We start from the raw sequence: 19,712 nt of genomic DNA, 5'->3' as shown, positions 1-19,712 counted from the left end.
TCATGGACTGACGCTTGAAATGGACTGACGCTTGATAGAAGGGCGGGGCGTTTTAGCCGGGGTGGCTGCAGCCAGAGTGGTTGCGCTGGCGGCGGGCCGGAGCCCGCCGCGCGCCGTTACTACTGTTCATCTGCGCGCGCAAAGCGTTCGTGCAGACCCCGGTCCCTGTGAGCGTAGAGATTCAGCCCTTTAAGTACATTGAGTGCTTCGAAGATCTGGTTGTCGCGATCCATCCAGTTGTCGCGCTCCCCCTCTTCCCGTTCTCGAGCGCGGTCTTCCGAGGTGCGATCGGCACCACCGTTACCATTGTTCAAATGTCCGGCCAGATCTGCCTCGGTGGGGCGCTGCATGTCTTTCAGGCGGGTGACCTTGGCGCGTTCCACAACGATGTCTGGCGTGATGCCCTGGGCCTGGATGGAGCGGCCATTGGGGGTGAAGTAGAGTGCGGTGGTGAGCTTGATGGCGCGCTCGTTATTGATGGGGATGACCGTCTGTACCGAGCCCTTGCCGAAACTGTCGGTCCCCATCACCACGGCGCGGCGGTGATCCTGCAGGGCGCCGGCGACAATTTCCGCTGCCGAGGCGGAGCCGGCATTGATCAGTACCACCAGCGGGGCGCCCTCGGTCAAGTCGCCGGGTTCGGCGGAATAGCTCAGGTTGGCGGCCTCATTGCGGCCTTCGGTGTAAACCACTAACCCTTCTTCAAGAAAGGCGTCGGCCACTTCCACCGAGGACTGCAGCACACCACCGGGGTTGTTGCGCAGGTCGATAATCAGGCCCTTGAGAGTGCCTTTCTTCTGAAGTTTGATCAGCTCTTCCGCCACATCGGCGCCGGTATCCAGCTGAAACTGGCTGATGCGCAGATAGCCGTAGCCTTCGTCGAGCACTTTGCTGCGCACACTGCGCACGCGCACGGTGTCGCGCTTGAGGGTGACATCGAAGGGTGCCTTGTGGCCCTTGCGGGCGATGGTGAGGGTGACGCTGCTGCCCTTGGGCCCACGCATCCACTCCACCGCCTCATCGAGGCCGACCCCTTTCGTTGATTTGCCCGACAGTCGCAGTATCACATCGCCCGCCTTGAGGCCCGCGCGGGAGGCTGGGGTGTCATCCATGGGGGTGATAACGGTGATGCGGTTGTCTTCGATGCCCACCTCAATCCCGAGGCCAGCAAACTCACCGGTGGTGTTGGCCTGCAGGTCGTCGAAGGAGCGGCGGTCCAGGTAGGAGGAGTGGGGATCGAGGCCCTGCAGCATGCCTTTGATGGCGTATTCCAGCAGGGTGCGGTCGTCCACTTCTTCCACGTAACCCTGGCGAATCTGCTCGAACACTTTGGCGAAGCTACGCAGATCTTCGAGGGGGAGGCGCCCGCTATTTACGGTGGTGGCATCGGGTTGCTGGCCACCTTCGCTGAAACCCATCAATGGCAGGGTTGTGAGGGCGGCGGCTCCGAGAAATGTGGTGAGCGCCTTAGAGATGGACATATTGTTGTGACCTCTGCCTTATTTCTTCGCTGCTTTGCGAAAGTGTAGACCGCAGAGATTGGCAGGGATTCTAATGCGCCGCCAAATTCTACTGTGCCAGAAGCTTAGTCGCGAAAAGCCGAACTCCCTTACAGCGGCTCTGAGTACTGGCGCACGGGTACGGCGCCAGAATAGAAAAACCGGTAAAAAGCAGTTGGAAAAGGCGGGGTTCGGTCAGCCACGACACCAGGCGGTGGGATCCTGGGCTTGGCCGCGATGGCGTATTTCAAAATAGAGGCCGCTGTGCGCGATGCCACCGCTGTTGCCGACCCGCGCGATGGTATCGCCGCTCTCCACCCATTCGCCAATATCGCGGGTGAGGGATTGGTTGTGGGCGTAGAGGCTCATATATCCGTCGCCGTGATCGAGAATCACCAGCATGCCGTGACCGCGCAGGTAATCGGAAAAAACGACGCGCCCGCGGTGTATCGCGCGCACGGGCTCTCCCTCGTTGGCGCGGATAGTCACTCCCTTCCAGGTAATCCCATTGGCGCGGCGCTGCCCATAGGCATTGGCGCGGCGGCCCTGAACTGGCCACTGCAATCTGCCCCGCTGCTTCGCGAAGGGCTTGTGTTGGTCCGGGTTGACCAGTGTGGCAATAGCCCGGCCCACCTCATCAATCAAAGTCTGCAGGCGTTTGCGGTCACCCTGCAGCTGCTTGAGTTCGCCACCGCCATTGGCGAGCCGCGCTGCCAGTTTCTCCAGGGTGCGTTTGCGCACCTGCTGCGCGCTGCGCAGTTTGTCCTGGCGCTCCTGCAGCTGGGCCCGCTCCGCCTGCAGACTGTTGCGCTCGCGCTCGATCGAGGTGGAAACCGTTTCCAGCGAGGCGAGGGTTTGCAGGTAGTTGTCGATAACGCGGCTGCGTTTTTGGAGGAAGTAATCGTGGTAGCGAAGTTGGCGGGCGATGTTCTGTGGATTTTGTTGGTTGAGAAGGAGCTTGATCTGTTCTTGTCGGCCCAGTCGGTAAGCGGCGGCGATCTCCTGTTCGACCCGCCGCTGCATACTTCGTCGCGCCTCTTGCAGCTGATTCTGCTCCTCTTGCAGTTCTCGCAGTTTATCCGTGCGGCTGCGCATATCCCGTCTGATCTGGTCTATGCGTCGGTGCAGCCCGGAGATGTCTTTCTCGTTCTCTTCCAGATCCTTGAGCAGCTGGTCGCGCTGGCCACGCACCTGATTGAGTTCCTGTTGTAGGGATTCAATACGTTGCTTGATTTCTGTGAGGCGCGCCTGCTGGTCCGCTTCCGCCTGACTCCAGGCGGGCAGTGACAGCAGGGCGATCAGGAAGAGTACGAGAGTTTTCATCAGTCCATTTTTACCAAGCTGTGGCCGGTCATTTCCGCCGGCTGTGGCAGATCCATCAACGCTAACATGGTTGGCGCCACATCCGCCAGACTGCCTCCGTCACACATTTGCACATTGCGCTCGCCGATGTATACAAAAGGTACCGGCAGGGTGGAGTGTTGTGTGCTGACCTGGCCGGAACTGGTATCGAACATCTCCTCCACATTGCCGTGGTCGGCGGTGATCAGCACTTCGCCACCGGCAGCCAGGGCTGCGTCCACGACGCGCTCTACACACTGGTCCAGGGCTTCCACGGCTTTTACCGCGGCTTCGAAGACACCGGTGTGGCCGACCATGTCGCCGTTGGCGTAGTTACAAATAATCGCGTCGTACTCGCCGCTATTAATCGCCGCGACCAGCTTGTCGGTCACTTCCGGCGCGTTCATTTCCGGTTGCAGGTCGTAGGTGGCTACGTCTGGGGATTTGATTAGCTCGCGGGTTTCCCCTTGATAGGGCTCTTCGCGGCCGCCGCTGAAGAAGAAAGTCACGTGGGCATATTTTTCGGTTTCGGCGATGCGCAGCTGGGTCTTACCCTGGGCAGACAGGTATTCACCGAGGGAATTCACCAGGTTTTCCGGGGGGAAGGCGCAGCTGGCGTGGATATCGGCGGCGTATTCGGTAGTCATGACAAAGTCTGCCAGCTTGGGCTGGGCTTTGCGCTCGAAGCCGCTGAAGTCCGCTTCGGTAAAGGCGCGGGTCAGCTGGCGCGCGCGATCCGGGCGGAAGTTCATAAAGATCAGTGCATCGCCATCTTTGATGGGAGCGGGTTCGCCGATTACTGTCGGCGCGACAAATTCGTCGTTTTCTCCGCGCTCGTAGGCGGCAGCCAATCCCGCCAGGGCGTCAGTGGCTTTGTGTTCTGCGGTACCGAGGGTCAGCATATCGTAGACAGATTCAGTGCGATCCCAGCGTTGGTCGCGGTCCATAGCGAAGTAGCGGCCAGCCAAAGTGGCCATATGGGCATTGCCGACGGAATCGCAGACCTGCATCAGGCGCGCGATAGAGGGCTCGGCACTGCGCGGGGGTGTGTCACGGCCATCAAGGAAGGCGTGTACGTAGATGGCGCGGGCTCCGCGCTGTGCCGCCAGGGTCACCATGGCGACGATATGATCTTCGTGGCTGTGTACTCCGCCCTCGGACAGCAGTCCCATAATATGAACCGCACCGTTCTTGGTGATGGCCTTATCCACAGCAGCGGTGTAGGCGGGATTGCGGAAGAAATCGCCGTCTTTAATAGCCTTATTGATACGGGTGAAATTCTGGTAAACCACGCGCCCGGCTCCCAGGGTCATGTGTCCCACCTCGGAGTTGCCCATCTGCCCTTCGGGTAGGCCCACCGCCATGCCGGAGGTCTGGATCAGGGTCTTGGGGCGGGTTGCCCAGATGTTGTCCCACACCGGAGACTTTGCGGCGCGAATCGCGTTGTACTCGGCATTGTCGCTGTGGCCGAAGCCGTCCAGAATCAGCAGGACCAAGGGGCGTTTGTGCGGGGCTTGCGAAGCGGCCATAGCGACGGGTTTCCTCTATCGGGTGGTTTGGGTTGCGGACGCGGATTTTAACCCGTTCGGCCATCGTTTAACCATGTCGAATAGCGTTGGATGGGTCCATTAGCGTCTTTAAGGGTACCGCCGGGGTATGATTTTGCTGGTTAGAAATTCGCCACAATCGTGTATACTCCCGCCAGCTTTGGCGCAACTGCGTCGTAACGATAACCACTATGGATTTTGGGGGCGGAGTGGATTTTTTCGTCTTTTTGAGTGAGCAGTGGCTGCTGGTCGGCCTGCTCGTGGCACTGCTTTATGCGCTGGTTCTGAGCGAGCGCTACAAGGCGGGTGTGCCGGTTTCCCTGCACGAAGTGACCCGGCTGATCAACAGCGATGGGGCCAAGGTATTGGATGTGCGCGACCGCAGCGAGTTTACCGCTGGGCATATCGTCGATGCTTTGCATATTCCCCACGGGGAAGTGGCCGAGCGCATCGCCGAGCTGGAACCTTTCAAAGATAAGGTGGTGATTGTCGCCGATAAAATGGGGCAGCACGCTGGGCCTGCGGGTCGCCTGCTCAAGCAGAAGGGCTTCCAGGTGCGCCGCCTGCAGGGCGGTATGAGTGAGTGGAGCAACCAGAACCTGCCTCTAGTAAAGGGCAAGGGCTAGCTAAACCTTTTAATTGACGGCCTCAGGCGGAGTTTTGTAATGCAGGAAGTAGTCATCTATACCACGCGCTTTTGCCCCTTTTGTATTCGCGCTAAGTTGCTGCTCGATAACAAGGGTGTGGAATATCGCGAGATCGCGGTGGATAACGATCCTGAACTGCGTGCGCAGATGGCGGAAAAAGCCGGTCGACGCACGGTGCCACAGATCTGGGTGGGTGAGTACCACGTAGGTGGCTGTGATGAGCTGATGGCCCATGAGCGTGCGGGCAAGCTCGATAAATTGCTGAAAGCGGCTGGCTGATAAAGGTTGACGCCGCGTGCCTCACGCGGCTTTGGATATTTGCTATTAATCCGGTCCGGGCCTTGAAACGGTATTTGCAGGCCCCCATCTGAAGGCTCATACAAGGAGTCTTTCTCACGGAAGGCATCAATAAACTTTTTATAAAAACAGGCAGTAACATGGCTGAAGAATTAAACGGCGCGGCAAACGCAGAGGCTCCACAAGTACAATTCGCGATGCAGCGCATCTACCTGAAGGACCTCTCCTTCGAGACCCCCATGGGTGTCGAGGTTTTCAAAAAACAGTGGAAGCCCCAAGTAAACCAGGAGCTGAACACCAAGACCGCCAAGGTTGACGAAGACCTGTACGAAGTGGCGCTGACGCTCACCATCACCGTGAAGCTGGAAGAAGACACCGCTTTCCTGGTGGAAGTGAAGCAGGCCGGCCTGTTCGGTATCAAGGGTCTGGAAGGTCAGCAGCTGGCCCAGGCTTTGAATACTGCCTGCCCACAGATTCTGTTCCCCTATGCTCGCGAAGTGATCGACAATGCCGTTGTTAAAGGTTCCTTCCCGGCTTTGATGCTGCCGCCGGTCAACTTCGACGCCCTGTTTGCTCAAGCCCTGAATCAGGCGCAGCAGCAAGCCGAAGGCGCCCAGGCTAAAGCGGACGCATAATCCCGCCAGCTTGTGAAAAAGGTCCCATCAGGGGCCTTTTTTTATATCTGTTATTTGTGCACCTTGGGGGCTCAGTAGAAATAAAATCCGATGGTTTCGAGACTTAGCCGGGGGCTGACTATGCAATGGGATTTACCCAATCCTTTTATCCACAAGGTAAAGGTGGGGATTGAGCATGTGGATGGTTTACACCACGCCAATAACGCCGAGTATGTGCGCTGGTGCGAAGCTGCTGCCTGGGCCCACAGTGCCGCACTGGGCCTGGATGTCATAAATTACCAGGATCTCGATCGGGGAATGGCCATTCGTCACGGGCAGTATGACTATATACTGGCGGCGAAAGAGGGGGATGAACTGGTATTCGGTACCTGGCTCACAGAGGTGGACGGGCGCCTGAATATGACCCGCCACTTTCAAGTCTTTCGCGCCGCCGATGGAGCATTGGTATTGCGGGCCCAGTGGCGGTTGGTATGCATCGAGCTTTCCAGTGGTAGACCGAGGCGCATGCCGGCGATCTTCAAGGAAATCTACAGTCCGGCAGTGACTGCCCCGGAGGCTGAAAACAATGAGTGAAGAGTTTGTAACCCTGACAGAAAACACAGGGGCGCTTAAGGACAAGACCATCTTTATCACCGGCGCCAGCCGCGGCATTGGCCGCGCCATAGCGCTCAAATGCGCGGCGGACGGCGCTAATATTGTGATCGCCGCCAAGTCCGCAGAGCCCCACCCGAAGTTACCCGGCACCATCTTTTCTGTGGCACAGGAAGTAGAGAGTGCCGGCGGCAAGGCCCTGGCCCTGCAGGTGGATGTGCGCGATGAGCAGCGGGTCGAAGAAGCGATGGCGCAGGCGGCGGACAAGTTCGGCGGTATCGATATGGTGATCAATAACGCCGGCGCGATTAATCTGACTAATGTGGAGTCCACCCCGCCTAAGCGCTATGACCTGATGCTGAACATCAATAGCCGCGCAGTGTATTTGACCGCGCACCTGGCGATTCCCTACCTGAAAAAGTCGGATAACGCCCATATCCTCAGCCTGTGCCCCCCGCTCAATCTGCAGCCCAAATGGTTGGGGCCCTTCGCGCCTTACGCGCTGTCCAAATTTGGTATGACCATCCTAAGCCTGGGATTGGCGGAGGAGTTGCGCGAGGCGGGGATCGCCGTCAATACTCTGTGGCCGCGCACTCTGGTGGCTACTGCCGCCATTGAGTTTGCGGTGGGTAATCGCGAGATGTTCGAGCAGAGCCGCAAACCGGCGATTATGGCCGATGCCGCCTACGAAGTACTGGTCACAAAAGGGGCCGCTCTGAGCGGGTGCCAGCTGATCGATGAGGAACTTCTGGTGGAACGCGGGGTAAAAGATTTTACCGACTATGCCCATAACCCCGATAATGCGGGGAATCTGACCAAGGATTTATTTTTGGACTGACGCTGGCGGGGGGTATTTCATGAGCAGCGACAGCAAGTTATTTAAAGACGCTCTCGGTGAACTGGGAGACGTCAAACCGCTAGTGCAGGAGCGCCGTGTAACCCTGCGAAAGGAAAGCGAGCCTTCCGAGCGTATCTTGCGTGAGCGTCGTGCCGCTGCGACTCGTTTAAGCGAGCGCGAAATGAACCCCCTTTCCGGTGAATATATCGAGCTGGTGGCGCCCTGGGACCCCATCGAGTTCAAGCGCGACGGGGTGCAGAACGGGGTCTATCGCAATTTGCGCCTGGGCAAGTACACGGTGGATGCGCGCCTCGACCTGCATCGTCACTCGGTGGAAATGGCGCGTAGCGCCGTTGTGGAGTTTGTGCGCGACTGTGTCGAGGCGGATGTGCGCTGTGCGCTAATCACCCACGGCAAGGGTGAGGGTCGCAAGCAGCCCGCCCTCTTGAAAAGCTGCATTAATCACTGGCTGCCGCAGTTGCATGAAGTATTGGCATTTCACAGTGCGCAGAAACAGCACGGTGGCATGGGGGCTACTTACCTATTACTACGCAAGAGTGAACGCAAGCGTCAGGAGAATCTGGAGAGGCATCAGCGGCGTTTTTGAGGTCCGCTATGTCATTTTTCTGTCATCTGTGAGAACTATGATGCGCGCCGAGGCTTTCCAATGCGATTGCGCATCTGACTCATCTTTTTGATTCTTCTTGATTGTGATATTGGCGACCCATTGGGTCGCCTTTTTTTATGGTTGTTCCAGTGGTAGCGATACCAGCGACTCAGCGCATAATCTCATCGACCCGGTTAAATTCGAGCCGTGTGGCTCTGTCGTTACTGCTTAGGATCAACTTGTCACCCACCACTTCGAGAAAGCGGGTTTTGCGCAGGGCTCTCAGATAATCGGCTTCCAGTTCATCACTGGGGCGTCCGTTTCCAACCCTGGAAATGACCGGTGATCTGGGCCAGGAGAGTTCTCCGCTGTTCTCAAGGGAGAAGCGCCCCAAATAGGGGTTGATGCCGCCATTACCGCGAACGTAGCCGAACCGATCACAGGTGAAGAACGGACGTTCGCGCCAGAACTTTTTCCACAGTAGCGTGTATTCGTAGTTGTTCTCGCCATCCTGCAGGTTCGACAGTATCCAGTCGTGCTCACAAGCGGACCAGGCCGGCTGCCGGAGTGGTTGGGGGGCCGGCTCATTAAAGGACATGCACCCGGAAAAAAACAGGCTCAATAGGGTTGGGACTACAAGCTGCAAGCGAAGGTGAGATCGCGGCATGATGTCGTTCTCATTGTTTTTGCGACATTTAATCGTAAAAGCTATCAGTGGTCTGTGGTGGTGTTCAAGATCCTGCCCTGACATATTCGATATAAATATCGCCGGAGGCATCGCGCAGGATTAAACGCTTCCCGCGGGACTTAGTAAATGCCTGGCGAGTTCCAGCAAGGGCGCGCAGGTAGGTGTTCTCCTGTTGTAGCAGATCCTCTGGACCGCCCATCTTGGTGGAAGCGAAGCTGGAGCTGTCCCACAGCATCAGGCCATTGTCGGTAACCTGTAGCTCGCCGCGGTAAGTGTTGATGCCACTGCGCCCCATCACATTGCCATCGAGGTTACACACGAAGGTAAAGTCTGCGGGCTTATGGATCGACACGGCGCCGCCATTAATGCGCAAACGCACCAACTGCCACTTCTTATTGCACACGGAGCTTGCCGTTCCCGCGCTCTGTACAACTCTGGCTTCTTCCACACTGTTCGATAGGCATCCGCCGATGACCAGCAGAGCCCCCATTAGCCACAGTTGCACCAACCTGCTCATCGGCGAGTTACTCCCTGACCCTTGCATCTACAAACTCGAACGGGCCTATCGACATAACCTGAAACCCGGTCTACGCAAAGCTTAGTCGCTGCCCCCTGTTAAGAGATGTCAGGCATGACAAGCTATGCTTCCCCTGTGAAAGAAGGCGCTATCCAGGCGCAAAGTAAGGCTAGGTGCGGCATGATCCGACGGACAAAAATAGTCGCTACGCTCGGCCCCTCGACCGATAAGGGGGACACCCTGCATCAGTTGATCGCCGCCGGGGTGAATATCGTGCGCTTGAATTTTTCTCACGGCGAAATTGAGGAGCATCGCCGCCGCGCCGAACAGGTGCGCGCAGAGGCCGCCCGCCAGGGCTGCCATATCGCCATACTGGGGGACCTGCAGGGTCCGAAAATCCGCGTGGGAAAATTCATCGATGGGGGTGTGCAGCTCACCGCTGGTGCCGAGTTTATTTTGGACCCCTCTTGGCCCAGGGAGCGGGGCAGCAGCGCCGGGGTATCGGTAGACTATGCCGAGCTGGCCGGGGATTGTCGCCCGGGGGATACGCTGCTTCTGGATGATGGGCGCCTCAGCCTGCTTATAAAGAAAATTGATGGCCATGTGGTTACCACTGAGGTGCAGGACGGGGGCTGGCTCTCCAATCGAAAAGGAATTAACAAGCGCGGGGGCGGCCTCACCGCGCCCGCACTAACGGATAAGGATCTGCGCGATATTCAGGTTGTTGCCGATCTGCAGTTGGATTATCTGGCGGTGTCTTTTCCCCGCGATGCGCAAGATATTCACCGGGCACGGGAGCTTCTGCAGCAGGCAGGGGGCAACAGCCAGATTGTCGCCAAGATTGAGCGGGCAGAGGCGATCTCGACCGATGAGCACCTGCAGGATCTGATTTTGGCGAGCGATGTGATCATGGTGGCACGCGGCGATCTGGCTGTGGAAATTGGCGATGCGGAATTAATGGGGGTGCAAAAACATTTAATCCGCTTTGCTCGCTACCTGAATCGCACAGTGATCACCGCAACCCAGATGATGGAGTCGATGATTTCCAGCCCTGTACCCACACGGGCGGAGGTGTGCGATGTCGCCAATGCAGTGCTGGATGGTACCGATGCGGTCATGCTATCGGCGGAAACCGCCAGTGGGGACTATCCGGTTGAGACAGTGCGCCATATGGCCGAGGTCATTATTGGAGCGGAAAAGCACCGCGCTACACAGAGACCCTCGGATAGTCTGCGCGGCGATTATCCGGCCGGCGATGCCTGTATCGCCATGGCCGCGATCACCATTGCCAATCACTGTCAGGATATCAAGGCCATCATCTGCCAGACAGAGACTGGTAATACCGCCCTTTTGATGTCCAGGGTGCGTGCGGTGATCCCGATTTATGCCTTTTGCCGGCACCGCAGAATTTGCAATCGGGTTGCCCTTTATCGCGGAGTCGATCCGGTTTTGATGGCGGTAGCGGGTATGGATGGACCGTCGCGGGACAATAAAGCAATCAGTCATTTAAAGCAGCGCAATCTTTTGAAGACGGGCGACTTTGTGCTGGTTTCTCGGGGTTATCGACAAGATACCGGTGGTCAGACCGATACCCTTCGGGTCGTCAGGATTGAATAAAATTTTCTTTCGTATCCGGGCCAATCATTTCTGATAAAGCTGAAAACTAGATGTTTTTCTCGAAAGGCAAGGGCAACGCCCGTGCGATATTCAGTAGATTTAAACTTGTGTACTTTTAATAATTTTCCATACCCGAGACAACTTAAAATATTTAGTTTTTCACGTTTTTACAGCAACTTGAATTTTTAACCTGATCGGGCACAGCGCACCAGGGTTTTGGTTTCCAGCTCTTGTTCAACACAGTGAAATTTTTTTCCGTTTAGCGATAGCGACTTTGGACTTCCCTGTGATGCAGTTGTGGCGCAACCGGCAATACCTGTTACCAGTGCTACGGCAAGCAGCGTCGGCAGGAGTTTTTGCACTGCGGTTACCTCACAGATTGAGCCGGGTTGGCTGGGGTTTTCGTTTGTCTTATCTCAGAGTAGAGGGAATAGCTGTCATTATGAGGAATAAGGCGTCATTTTGTGAAATGTGGCGACAGTGAGGCAGAGATTACGAAAACAAACTAGGTTCCCCCGCTTTTGATAAGTGATCAAGGGTTTTCCTGTGCATTTTCTGTGGGTTATCGGTAGGCGTAACCGCAAAAATTAATCAGTGATCTGCAGTTAATTACAAAATTACAGGTTTGAATTTTTTTAGTAACTTTTTCAATGAAGTTGATGGGCTGGGAGAGAACAAACTTTATGATCGCAGCGTTATCGCCAGAATAACCCGCGAAATACCAGTGTATTTATTAATTTGCACAGGCATTTCGCGGGCGCTGTGAAATATCAGAATTCTCAGCTATTTCACGGTTAAGTTAATGGCAGCTACGCCTTAACGTCTTCTGTGATGGTGCCCACCGCGAATGCGATGATAACCACGGTGGCTGCGATATCCCCGATGGCCCCCGCGATAACCACGGTGTTGGGCGCGATAGCGTATTTGTGCAGCACCGGGGGAATTAAAGCGGTTGTAGTAGGGAAGCCCGCGATAATAATACCTGGCCCGGTAGCGGGCATTGCCGCGGAAGCCAGGTGCGCGGTAATAGGAATAGGCACCGCCATAGCCACCATAGTAGTACCCATAGCGCGGGGTCACCCGGTAATACTGGTAAACCGGCGTACGGTAAGAGACATAGATATTACTGGAAGGGTAGTAGTTGGGGGTTGCATAGGGGTAAACAAAAGAAGAGGTATAGGCTACTCCCCCCCCTCTATAGTAACCGCCATAGTAGCCACCGTTATAGTAACTATCGGTTGCACAAGCACCCAGGGTCAGGGCCGTGCATACCGTGACGGCAATGAAGGCCGCCTTAACAGCTCTATTCATAGTGCAATCTCCGGTAAGCGGAATTTCCCCCCGGAGAGGCCCGGCAGGGGCCAAGCCCCTTTATGTGTGCCAAATGGGCGCACGCAGAATTCCGGTCTTAGTAGGGCCTGGCTTGATAGGGCGGGTCGGGCGGATCGATAACCTGGTAGCCTCTGTTCACTACTGCAGGCGGTCTCAGGCGGTAAAAATTCCCATCCCAATAAAAGTTGCAGTGCTGCATGTTGTGGCAGACCCCATCGGGGTGGCAGTGGGCGTAGCGGCCCCGCAGGTTGTAATATGACTTGCTGTAATAAGGGCTATATCCGTAATAGCTAGCTGAGCAGTCATAACCTCCACAGGGGTATCCTGTGCCATTGCAGGCCGACAGGGAAAACCCCGCGGCAATGGCCAGCGCATAGCCCGAGTGACGAAGCAGCCGAAGCGACAGCGGTTTCATCTAGACCTCCACACCTTTTGGCGGGTAAAACGTCTAATTCTCAGCCTAGCACTTTTGGCGCGAATTTCCTCACATAGTAAAAAAATTGTTCTACAGGGTTTAATGGATGTGACGGGAGACTGATGGGAGTTATCCACGTTGCAATTTCTGTCGGTGGACAATTGGCTACTTTAAGGTCGCTGTTGTTGCCGGACCAAAAACGATAAAAAAAGACCGGGGAATCCTGCCCCGGTCTTTTGTAACTTCATCTTCTATAAAAACCTATTTATAGAAATTTCTGGAAATCAATGGGTACTCGGCAGCAGGGTCGGATCAATAGATTCCAGATAGGTGCCGCTACTGAGGAGTTGTTTAGCTTCTTCAATATCCGGAGCAAAATAGCGGTCTTTATCATAGAAGGAGACACGCGCGCGCAGTTTTTCCTTGGCCGCTTCCAGTTTTTCTGTAGATTTTAATGGCGCGCGGAAATCCAGTCCCTGACAGGCCGCGAGCAATTCTACTGCCAGAATGCCGCAGGTGTTATCGGCCATATCCCGCAGGCGGCGACCGGCAAAGGTGGCCATGGATACATGGTCTTCCTGGTTGGCGGAAGTGGGCAGGGAGTCCACGCTGGCGGGATGCGCTATGGATTTATTTTCACTGGCCAAAGCAGCGGAAGTAACTTGGGCGATCATAAAGCCGGAGTTCACCCCGCCGTTTTCCACCAGGAAGGGCGGTAGGCCGGACAGGTTATTGTCGATCAACAGCGCCATGCGTCGTTCGGACAGGGAGCCGATTTCCGCTATTGCCAGTGCCAGGTTGTCGGCGACCATAGCCACTGGTTCCGCATGGAAGTTACCGCCGGAAATAATGTCGGAGTTCTCCGGATTTTCCTCGTCGGTAAAGACGAGCGGATTATCGGAAACACCATTGGCTTCGGCCAGTAGTACTTCGGCAGCGAAACGCATCTGCTGCAGACAAGCACCCATCACTTGGGGTTGGCAGCGCAGCGAGTAGGGGTCCTGCACTTTTTCACAGAATTGGTGGGAGTCACCGATCTGGCTGGTTTCGCCGAGCAGGTCGCGGTAAATCGCCGCTACATCGCGCTGAGCCTGTTGGCCACGAGCGTTGTGGATGCGATCGTCGAAGGGGCGGCGCGATCCCTTGGCAGCTTCCAGCGTCATGGCACCGGTAACCAGGGCACCGGCGAACAGGTCTTCACTGGCGAACAGACCGAGCAGGGCAAAAGCGGTAGAAGCCTGAGTGCCGTTGAGCAGGGCAAGGCCCTCTTTGGGGGCCAGGGTAATGGGCTCTAGCCCCGCGGCTTTGAGGCCTTCATGAGTGCACTTGCGCTCGCCGTTTATAAAGACTTCCCCTTCACCGAGAAGCACCACGCTCATATGAGCCAGCGGTGCCAGATCTCCGGAAGCACCCACAGAACCTTTCTCTGGAATTGCAGGGTAAACCCCAGCATTGACCAGCTGCATTAAAGCTTCAATAACTTGCGGGCGCACCCCGGAAAAACCCCGTGCGAGGGAGTTGATTTTCAACACCATCAACAGGCGCACGGTAGCTTCACTCATAAAGTTACCGGTACCAGCGGCGTGGCTCAGTACGATAGCGCGTTGCAGGTTTTCCAGATCGTGCTTTTCAATACGGGTGTTGGCCAATAAGCCAAAACCGGTATTGATACCGTAAACCGTGCGGCCCTCGGTAATTACCTGGGCAACGGTGTGGGCGGAGGCTTCGATGGCCGGATAAGCGCTTTTTGCCAGAGATAGTTGTACTGGCTCGCGGGCAACGCGGCGCAGTTGCGCAAGACTTAGCTGACCGGGATCGATTTCCAATTGATACATAAATTATTTCACCAAAAAAATTTACAGCTTTGGTGTCGGCAGTGCGCGGCAGAAAAATATAGGGCCGCGCATTAATTTTCCGACGGTATTTTTATTGCGGTAAAAAATCAGTCTTTTAGCATGGGCAGGTCCAGGCCCTGCTCTTTTGCACATTTTTTTGCGATCTCGTAGCCGGCATCGGCGTGGCGCATTACGCCGGTGGCTGGGTCATTCCAGAGAACGCGCTCGATGCGCTTGCGTGCCGCTTCGGTGCCATCGCAGACAATCACTACACCTGAGTGTTGGGAGAAGCCCATGCCTACACCGCCGCCGTGATGCAGGGATACCCAGGTCGCACCAGAGGCAGTGTTTAGCAGGGCGTTTAGTAGTGGCCAATCGGAGACAGCGTCGGAGCCGTCTATCATGGATTCGGTCTCGCGGTTGGGGCTGGCTACAGAGCCGCTGTCGAGGTGATCGCGGCCGATCACAACCGGTGCTTCCAACTCACCATTGGCAACCATCTCATTAAAGGCCAATGCCAGACGCGCACGATCTTTCAATCCTACCCAGCAGATACGTGCGGGCAGTCCCTGGAAGTGAATACGCTCGCGGGCCATATCGAGCCAGTTGTGCAGCTGCGGGTTATCGGGGATCAGTTCTTTAACTTTGGCATCGGTCTTATAGATATCTTCCGGGTTGCCGGAAAGGGCCGCCCAGCGGAAAGGGCCGACACCTTCACAGAACAGCGGGCGAATATAGGCGGGCACAAAACCGGGGAAATCGAAGGCATTTTCCACACCTTCTTCGAGGGCCATCTGGCGAATATTGTTGCCGTAATCGAGAGTGGCGGCGCCGCGCTTTTGTAGCTCCAGCATGGCTTCGACCTGAATCGCCATAGATTGCTTGGCTGCCTTTACCACTGCGGCTTCGTCTTTTTTGCGCATTTCTGCGGCGTATTCCATGGTCCAGCCCTTAGGCAGATAACCATTTAAAGGATCGTGTGCTGAGGTTTGGTCGGTAACGGAATCTGGCAGAATATTGCGCTGCACAATTTCCGGGAAAATATCTGCTGCGTTGCCCAGCAAGCCAACGGAAATAGCTTCACCTTTTTCCATGGCCTCTTCAATCATTTGCAGCGCTTCATCGAGGCTGGTGGCTTTTTTGTCTACATAGCCGGTGCGCAAGCGGAAATCGATGCGCGTTTCATCGCACTCCACCGCAATCATGCAGAATCCGGCCATGGTCGCCGCCAGTGGCTGCGCGCCGCCCATGCCGCCGAGGCCACCGGTGAGAATCCACTTGCCTTTCGCTTCGCCATTAAAGTGTTTGCGAGCAACAGCGGCAAAGGTCTCATAGGTGCCCTGTACGATGCCCTGGGAGCCAATATAAATCCAGGAGCCTGCAGTCATCTGGCCGTACATGGCCAAGCCTTTCTTATCCAGCTCGTTGAAGTGTTCCCAGTTGGCCCAGTGCGGTACCAGGTTGGAGTTGGCAATTAATACGCGAGGCGCATCGGCGTGGGTTTTAAATACGCCCACCGGTTTTCCAGACTGTACCAGCAGGGTTTCGTCGTCCTCGAGGCGTTTCAGTACCTCGACAATTTTGTCGTAACACTCCCAGTCGCGCGCGGCGCGGCCAATACCACCGTAAACCACCAGGTCTTCCGGGCGTTCAGCCACTTCCGCATCCAGGTTGTTCATCAACATGCGCAGTGGGGCCTCGGTCAGCCAGCTCTTGGCATTGAGCGAACTGCCGCGAGGCGCGCGGATTTTGCGACTGGGATCGTGACGTTTATCAGCGGACATAAATTCCTCTCAATATATTTGGTAAAAATTCTTACGCCCTGTAGTTATCAGTCAAATATTGTTGGGGCGCAGGGGATACATTCAGAAATTAGAACCTCAGTTGCGCGCCCAGGCGGTAGCGGTTACCCGGGTGCACCAAGCGGGCAAAGCTCACAGTGCCGGCGCTACTCTTGGTACGCCGCCACACCTGTAGGCAGGCGTCGCCGGTGGCGATCTCCAGCGCGTAGGCAATAGAGGCCTCTGCGGCAATCGCCTCCACCGTGGTGTCGGCCTCGGTCAATGGCGCGACCCTGGAAAGATAGGCGTTGGGTGTGGTGTGGGCGAAATCTTGCTGTAGATATTCCGGGGCCAGGGTCGGGTTAGTGAAGCGCTCCTCCCACTGAATGGGTACACCGTTATCGCAGTGCACAATAATGGTATGAAAAACCTTGGCCTGCTCCGGTACTTCCAATGCACGGGCCACTTCGGCGTTGGCCATACACTGCTGTGCCAGCAAAATTCGGTTGCTGTAGCTATGACCGCGTGCGGAAATCTCATCGGCAATATTGCGCACTTCTAAGAGGGAGCCTGCCGGTACCGGTTCGGCCACAAAAGTACCGAGTCCCTGAGCGCGCATCAGCACCCGCTCATCGGTTAATTCACTCAATGCGCGTCTGGCGGTCATACGGCTGACACCGAATTCCTGTGCCAGCTGATTTTCCGAGGGTACCTGGAAATGCACCGGCCAGGCTCCTTTCTCGATTTGTTGCCGGATATGGCGCTTGATCGCCGCGTAGCGTGGCTCGCTTGCAGTATTCATAGGCTTGAGTTAGATGCCTTTTAGGCTTGTATATGGTTGTATATACAAGAAATAATAATAGCTACTATGGTTGTCTTAAAGATGACTGTCAAGCCGGGGCGATGGTCTGTATCCTGACTGCCCTAAATCTCGCTCGGTATTGGACTGGGCATCTATGGTTAAAGAAGGAAAAGCGCGCCGCTAGAAGCTTATGACAGAACGCTGTGACCTACTGATTACTAATGTGAATGCCGCCACTATGGACCCTTCTATTGTCGGGGGCTACGGTGCTGTAGAGGATGCCGCTGTGGCGGTAACCAGTGGCAAGATTGTATGGCTGGGGCCGCGCCGCGAGTTGCCGGACTGCGCTCCAGACGAGGTGATCGATGGCGAGGGCCAATGGCTGACCCCGGGCCTGATCGACTGCCACACCCATCTGGTCTACGGCGGTCATCGCGCCGGGGAGTTTGCCCGCCGCCTGGGGGGCGAGAGCTACGAAGAAGTGGCTCGTGCTGGCGGTGGCATTATTTCCACCGTACGCGCCACTCGTGCCGCCAGTGCCGAGGAGTTGTATCGCCTGTCGGAGCCGCGTCTGCGCGCCCTGATGTCTGAGGGGGTTACCACTGTCGAAATTAAATCCGGATACGGCCTGGACTTGGATACGGAGCTGAAACAGCTGCGCACAGCGCGTCGACTGGGACAGCACAATCCTGTGGAAATCGTCACTAGCTGCCTGGCCGCACATGCCCTGCCGCCGGAATACGATGGCCGTGCCGATGAATATATCGATCTGATTTGCGAGCAGATATTGCCGGCGGTTGCGCGCGAGCAACTGGCCGATGCGGTGGACATGTTCTGCGAAACCATTGGTTTTACCGTAGAACAGTGCCAGCGGGTGATCGATGCCGCCAAGCAACTGGATATGCCAGTTAAAGTGCACGCTGAACAGCTGGCGCGCACCGGTGCTACGGAGATGGCAGCTAAGTCCAGCGCCCTCTCCGTGGATCATATTGAATACATCAGCGATGCCGATGTGCTGGCCATGGCCGAAAGTGGCACCGTGGCAGTACTACTCCCCGGAGCCTTTTATACATTGCGCGAGACCCAGGTGCCGCCGGTAGAAAAGCTTCGCGAGGCGGGGGTTTGCATGGCCTTGTCCACCGACCTGAATCCCGGTAGCTGCCCCATCGGGTCACTGCGGTTAATGATGAATATGGGCTGCAACCTGTTTGGCCTGACCCCGGCTGAGGCGTTGGCCGGCGTGACTCGCGCTGCCGCACGCGCTTTGGGGCTCTGTTGTTCTCGCGGTGTGCTGCGCCCTGGGTTGCGCGCGGATATGGTGTTGTGGCCAATGGATACCCCGGACCAGTTGGCTTATGAGTTTGGCGCGCTGAAACCTGCACAGATTTTCCTGGGAGGCAAAGATGTTACAGCTGGCTGATATGCGCCTATGGAGTGGCCGCACCGACAGCGAGGACGGTCGCGCCGGAGAGCGCTGGCACCAGCGTATTTCTCCGCTGCAACTGGATAACCCTCCCGGGATCGCCATTCTCGGTTTTGCCTCGGATGAAGGGGTGCGACGCAATAAAGGGCGTATCGGTGCCGCGAAAGGGCCGCGAATCCTGCGTTTGGCTATGGCCAATCTGCCCGCTACTTTTGACTTACCTCTTTATGATGCCGGCAATGTGCGCGTTGACCGCGAGGATCTGGAATCCGCTCAGGCTCTGCTCGGTGCGCGTATCAATGAGTTGCTCGACAATGGTCACTTTCCCCTGGTCCTGGGGGGAGGACATGAAATTGCGTATGGCAGCTATCTGGGTATAGCGCGTTGGATGCGCGAGCTGCACCGGGAAAAGACGTTGGGTATTATCAACTTCGATGCTCACCTGGATCTCCGTATACCCTCGCCTAAAGGATCTTCAGGCACGCCTTTCTATCAAATTGCGGAACAGTGCCAGATCAATGGCCGTCCCTTTAACTATCTCTGTGTCGGTGCTGCCGATAATGCTAACACCCCGGCACTCTATAACCGCGCCGATGAGCTGGGTGCCGAAGTCATTCGCGATCGAGAAATCAGTAGCTGGAACCTGGATAAGGTTAAGCAGCAAGTCCAGGATTTTATCGATAAGGTGGACTTTGTTTATCTCACCGTTTGCTTGGATGTATTGCCAGCGGCAGTAATGCCCGCGGTCAGTGCGCCCTCCGGGCGTGGGGTAGCACTGGAGTTGCTCGAAGAGCTACTGGATACCGTTTTGGACTCAAATAAGGTTTGCTTGGCGGATATGGCCGAATTTAACCCCTATTTCGATATTGAGGATCATGGCGCGCGCACCGCCGCACGGCTGGCTTTTCAGATGGCCAATAAGGCCGCACGCGTATCGCGCTAGGGGTAAGAGGTTTGCAAGAAGGGCTGCCAGTGACTGGCAGCTCTTTATGGTTAAACCGTAATATGCAACTTTACGGTAATGTTATTGCGAGTCGCATTGGAATAGGGGCAGACCTCTTCGTGTGCTTTTAATGCCACTCTTTCTGCCACCACCTTATCCATCCCTGGTAGCTCAATATAGAGGTCCACCTCCAAGCCAAAGCCCTTCCCGCTGGGCCCTATGCCAACTTCAGCCCGCACGCTGGTATCGTTCGGTGTGGCGACCTTTTCCTTGTCCGCAACAAATTTCATCGCACCGATAAAGCAAGCCGAATAGCCTGCCGCAAATAATTGCTCGGGATTGGTGCCACTTCCGCCA

At 56.1% G+C, this 19,712-nt stretch carries 21 protein-coding genes (1 of these 21 cut by a window edge); 9 read left to right on the top strand and 12 right to left on the bottom strand.

Annotation, left to right across the window (positions count from 1 at the left end):
- Nucleotides 1-119 precede the first annotated feature (119 nt).
- The 3 genes from ACJJID_RS16555 to gpmI form a co-directional block, all read right to left on the bottom strand.
- Nucleotides 120-1,481, bottom strand: coding sequence for a S41 family peptidase (locus ACJJID_RS16555; protein WP_444920424.1), 1,362 nt, complete (start codon nucleotides 1,479-1,481; stop codon nucleotides 120-122).
- A gap of 213 nt (nucleotides 1,482-1,694) precedes the next feature.
- Nucleotides 1,695-2,822 (bottom strand): murein hydrolase activator EnvC family protein, encoded by a 1,128-nt coding sequence (locus tag ACJJID_RS16550; protein WP_444920423.1) that lies wholly within the window; start codon nucleotides 2,820-2,822, stop codon nucleotides 1,695-1,697.
- Nucleotides 2,822-4,369 carry a 2,3-bisphosphoglycerate-independent phosphoglycerate mutase gene (gene gpmI, locus ACJJID_RS16545; RefSeq protein ID WP_444920422.1) on the bottom strand — a complete coding sequence of 516 codons (1,548 nt, stop codon included), beginning with the start codon at nucleotides 4,367-4,369 and terminating at the stop codon, nucleotides 2,822-2,824. The genes ACJJID_RS16550 and gpmI overlap by 1 nt, the downstream gene beginning before the upstream one ends.
- 227 nt (nucleotides 4,370-4,596) lie before the next feature.
- On the opposite strand from gpmI, the gene ACJJID_RS16540 reads away from it, so the two are divergent.
- The 6 genes from ACJJID_RS16540 (at nucleotide 4,597) to smrA (ending at nucleotide 8,002) form a co-directional block, all read left to right on the top strand.
- Nucleotides 4,597-5,013, top strand: a complete 417-nt coding sequence (locus tag ACJJID_RS16540; RefSeq protein ID WP_253868751.1) for a rhodanese-like domain-containing protein — start codon at nucleotides 4,597-4,599, stop codon at nucleotides 5,011-5,013.
- 39 nt (nucleotides 5,014-5,052) lie between these two features.
- Nucleotides 5,053-5,313: a glutaredoxin 3 gene (gene grxC / locus ACJJID_RS16535; RefSeq protein WP_444920421.1), complete on the top strand. Its 261-nt coding sequence runs from the start codon at nucleotides 5,053-5,055 to the stop codon at nucleotides 5,311-5,313.
- A gap of 158 nt (nucleotides 5,314-5,471) precedes the next feature.
- Complete coding sequence (gene secB / locus ACJJID_RS16530) at nucleotides 5,472-5,966, top strand: protein-export chaperone SecB (protein WP_152455675.1); 495 nt, start codon at nucleotides 5,472-5,474, stop codon at nucleotides 5,964-5,966.
- A 120-nt stretch (nucleotides 5,967-6,086) separates the two neighbouring features.
- Complete coding sequence (locus ACJJID_RS16525; RefSeq protein WP_444920420.1) at nucleotides 6,087-6,539, top strand: acyl-CoA thioesterase; 453 nt, start codon at nucleotides 6,087-6,089, stop codon at nucleotides 6,537-6,539.
- Nucleotides 6,532-7,395: an SDR family oxidoreductase gene (locus tag ACJJID_RS16520; protein ID WP_152455671.1), complete on the top strand. Its 864-nt coding sequence runs from the start codon at nucleotides 6,532-6,534 to the stop codon at nucleotides 7,393-7,395. Before ACJJID_RS16525 ends, ACJJID_RS16520 begins: the two co-directional genes overlap by 8 nt.
- Before the next feature lie 19 nt (nucleotides 7,396-7,414).
- Complete coding sequence (gene smrA, locus ACJJID_RS16515) at nucleotides 7,415-8,002, top strand: DNA endonuclease SmrA (RefSeq protein ID WP_444920419.1); 588 nt, start codon at nucleotides 7,415-7,417, stop codon at nucleotides 8,000-8,002.
- A gap of 169 nt (nucleotides 8,003-8,171) precedes the next feature.
- On the opposite strand, the gene ACJJID_RS16510 is transcribed toward smrA, so the two are convergent.
- Together ACJJID_RS16510 and ACJJID_RS16505 are read right to left on the bottom strand one after the other, a co-directional pair.
- Entirely contained in the window at nucleotides 8,172-8,669 is a 498-nt protein-coding gene (locus ACJJID_RS16510) for an META domain-containing protein (protein ID WP_444920418.1), read from the bottom strand.
- A gap of 64 nt (nucleotides 8,670-8,733) precedes the next feature.
- Entirely contained in the window at nucleotides 8,734-9,207 is a 474-nt protein-coding gene (locus tag ACJJID_RS16505) for an META domain-containing protein (RefSeq protein WP_444920417.1), read from the bottom strand.
- 180 nt (nucleotides 9,208-9,387) lie between these two features.
- Here ACJJID_RS16505 and pyk point away from each other — a divergent pair, with 180 nt between their 5' ends.
- On the top strand, nucleotides 9,388-10,824 hold the full coding sequence (gene pyk, locus ACJJID_RS16500; protein ID WP_444922646.1) for a pyruvate kinase: 1,437 nt from the start codon (nucleotides 9,388-9,390) through the stop codon (nucleotides 10,822-10,824).
- Nucleotides 10,825-11,009: 185 nt separating this feature from the next.
- Here the strand turns inward: pyk and ACJJID_RS16495 are convergent, their stop codons facing one another.
- The 6 genes from ACJJID_RS16495 to hutC all read right to left on the bottom strand — a co-directional run bounded on the left by ACJJID_RS16495 (nucleotide 11,010) and on the right by hutC (nucleotide 16,989).
- Nucleotides 11,010-11,186 carry a hypothetical protein gene (locus ACJJID_RS16495; RefSeq protein WP_226649190.1) on the bottom strand — a complete coding sequence of 59 codons (177 nt, stop codon included), beginning with the start codon at nucleotides 11,184-11,186 and terminating at the stop codon, nucleotides 11,010-11,012.
- A gap of 454 nt (nucleotides 11,187-11,640) precedes the next feature.
- Nucleotides 11,641-12,135, bottom strand: a complete 495-nt coding sequence (locus tag ACJJID_RS16490) for a hypothetical protein (protein WP_444920416.1) — start codon at nucleotides 12,133-12,135, stop codon at nucleotides 11,641-11,643.
- A gap of 97 nt (nucleotides 12,136-12,232) precedes the next feature.
- Nucleotides 12,233-12,571, bottom strand: coding sequence for a hypothetical protein (locus tag ACJJID_RS16485; protein WP_152455661.1), 339 nt, complete (start codon nucleotides 12,569-12,571; stop codon nucleotides 12,233-12,235).
- Between the two features lie 284 nt (nucleotides 12,572-12,855).
- The gene (gene hutH / locus ACJJID_RS16480) at nucleotides 12,856-14,406 is read right to left on the bottom strand and encodes a histidine ammonia-lyase (RefSeq protein ID WP_444920415.1); all 1,551 of its coding nucleotides are present in this window, start codon (nucleotides 14,404-14,406) and stop codon (nucleotides 12,856-12,858) included.
- Nucleotides 14,407-14,513: 107 nt separating this feature from the next.
- Nucleotides 14,514-16,190 carry a urocanate hydratase gene (hutU, locus tag ACJJID_RS16475; RefSeq protein ID WP_152455657.1) on the bottom strand — a complete coding sequence of 559 codons (1,677 nt, stop codon included), beginning with the start codon at nucleotides 16,188-16,190 and terminating at the stop codon, nucleotides 14,514-14,516.
- An 88-nt stretch (nucleotides 16,191-16,278) separates the two neighbouring features.
- Nucleotides 16,279-16,989 carry a histidine utilization repressor gene (hutC, locus tag ACJJID_RS16470; protein WP_444920414.1) on the bottom strand — a complete coding sequence of 237 codons (711 nt, stop codon included), beginning with the start codon at nucleotides 16,987-16,989 and terminating at the stop codon, nucleotides 16,279-16,281.
- A gap of 190 nt (nucleotides 16,990-17,179) precedes the next feature.
- On the opposite strand from hutC, the gene hutI reads away from it, so the two are divergent.
- Nucleotides 17,180-18,409, top strand: coding sequence for an imidazolonepropionase (gene hutI, locus ACJJID_RS16465; RefSeq protein ID WP_444920413.1), 1,230 nt, complete (start codon nucleotides 17,180-17,182; stop codon nucleotides 18,407-18,409).
- Nucleotides 18,393-19,355 (top strand): formimidoylglutamase, encoded by a 963-nt coding sequence (gene hutG, locus ACJJID_RS16460; protein WP_444920412.1) that lies wholly within the window; start codon nucleotides 18,393-18,395, stop codon nucleotides 19,353-19,355. Before hutI ends, hutG begins: the two co-directional genes overlap by 17 nt.
- A gap of 50 nt (nucleotides 19,356-19,405) precedes the next feature.
- On the opposite strand, the gene ACJJID_RS16455 is transcribed toward hutG, so the two are convergent.
- A protein-coding gene (locus tag ACJJID_RS16455) for an organic hydroperoxide resistance protein (protein ID WP_152455649.1) crosses the window boundary here: on the bottom strand, nucleotides 19,406-19,712 show its 3' portion. 116 nt of this gene lie beyond the right edge of the window; the window shows 307 of its 423 coding nt (coding positions 117-423); its start codon lies off the right edge, out of view; its stop codon occupies nucleotides 19,406-19,408.

Source organism: Microbulbifer sp. CnH-101-G (assembly GCF_052466775.1).
The sequence above is the reverse complement of the archived record's forward strand: the minus strand, read 5'-3'. Positions and strand labels throughout refer to the sequence as shown.

Bases quoted from the DNA above. Each gene is read 5' to 3' on its own strand.
- ACJJID_RS16505 (WP_444920417.1), bottom strand. From the start codon at position 9,207: ATGAGCAGGTTGGTGCAACTGTGGCTAATGGGGGCTCTGCTGGTCATC.
- smrA (WP_444920419.1), top strand. From the start codon at position 7,415: ATGAGCAGCGACAGCAAGTTATTTAAAGACGCTCTCGGTGAACTGGGA.
- ACJJID_RS16525 (WP_444920420.1), top strand. From the start codon at position 6,087: ATGCAATGGGATTTACCCAATCCTTTTATCCACAAGGTAAAGGTGGGG.
- hutG (WP_444920412.1), top strand. From the start codon at position 18,393: ATGTTACAGCTGGCTGATATGCGCCTATGGAGTGGCCGCACCGACAGC.
- hutI (WP_444920413.1), top strand. From the start codon at position 17,180: ATGACAGAACGCTGTGACCTACTGATTACTAATGTGAATGCCGCCACT.
- ACJJID_RS16550 (WP_444920423.1), bottom strand. From the start codon at position 2,822: ATGAAAACTCTCGTACTCTTCCTGATCGCCCTGCTGTCACTGCCCGCC.
- pyk (WP_444922646.1), top strand. From the start codon at position 9,388: ATGATCCGACGGACAAAAATAGTCGCTACGCTCGGCCCCTCGACCGAT.
- ACJJID_RS16520 (WP_152455671.1), top strand. From the start codon at position 6,532: ATGAGTGAAGAGTTTGTAACCCTGACAGAAAACACAGGGGCGCTTAAG.
- hutU (WP_152455657.1), bottom strand. From the start codon at position 16,190: ATGTCCGCTGATAAACGTCACGATCCCAGTCGCAAAATCCGCGCGCCT.
- gpmI (WP_444920422.1), bottom strand. From the start codon at position 4,369: ATGGCCGCTTCGCAAGCCCCGCACAAACGCCCCTTGGTCCTGCTGATT.
- hutH (WP_444920415.1), bottom strand. From the start codon at position 14,406: ATGTATCAATTGGAAATCGATCCCGGTCAGCTAAGTCTTGCGCAACTG.
- ACJJID_RS16510 (WP_444920418.1), bottom strand. From the start codon at position 8,669: ATGCCGCGATCTCACCTTCGCTTGCAGCTTGTAGTCCCAACCCTATTG.
- ACJJID_RS16490 (WP_444920416.1), bottom strand. From the start codon at position 12,135: ATGAATAGAGCTGTTAAGGCGGCCTTCATTGCCGTCACGGTATGCACG.
- ACJJID_RS16555 (WP_444920424.1), bottom strand. From the start codon at position 1,481: ATGTCCATCTCTAAGGCGCTCACCACATTTCTCGGAGCCGCCGCCCTC.
- grxC (WP_444920421.1), top strand. From the start codon at position 5,053: ATGCAGGAAGTAGTCATCTATACCACGCGCTTTTGCCCCTTTTGTATT.
- ACJJID_RS16485 (WP_152455661.1), bottom strand. From the start codon at position 12,571: ATGAAACCGCTGTCGCTTCGGCTGCTTCGTCACTCGGGCTATGCGCTG.
- secB (WP_152455675.1), top strand. From the start codon at position 5,472: ATGGCTGAAGAATTAAACGGCGCGGCAAACGCAGAGGCTCCACAAGTA.
- hutC (WP_444920414.1), bottom strand. From the start codon at position 16,989: ATGAATACTGCAAGCGAGCCACGCTACGCGGCGATCAAGCGCCATATC.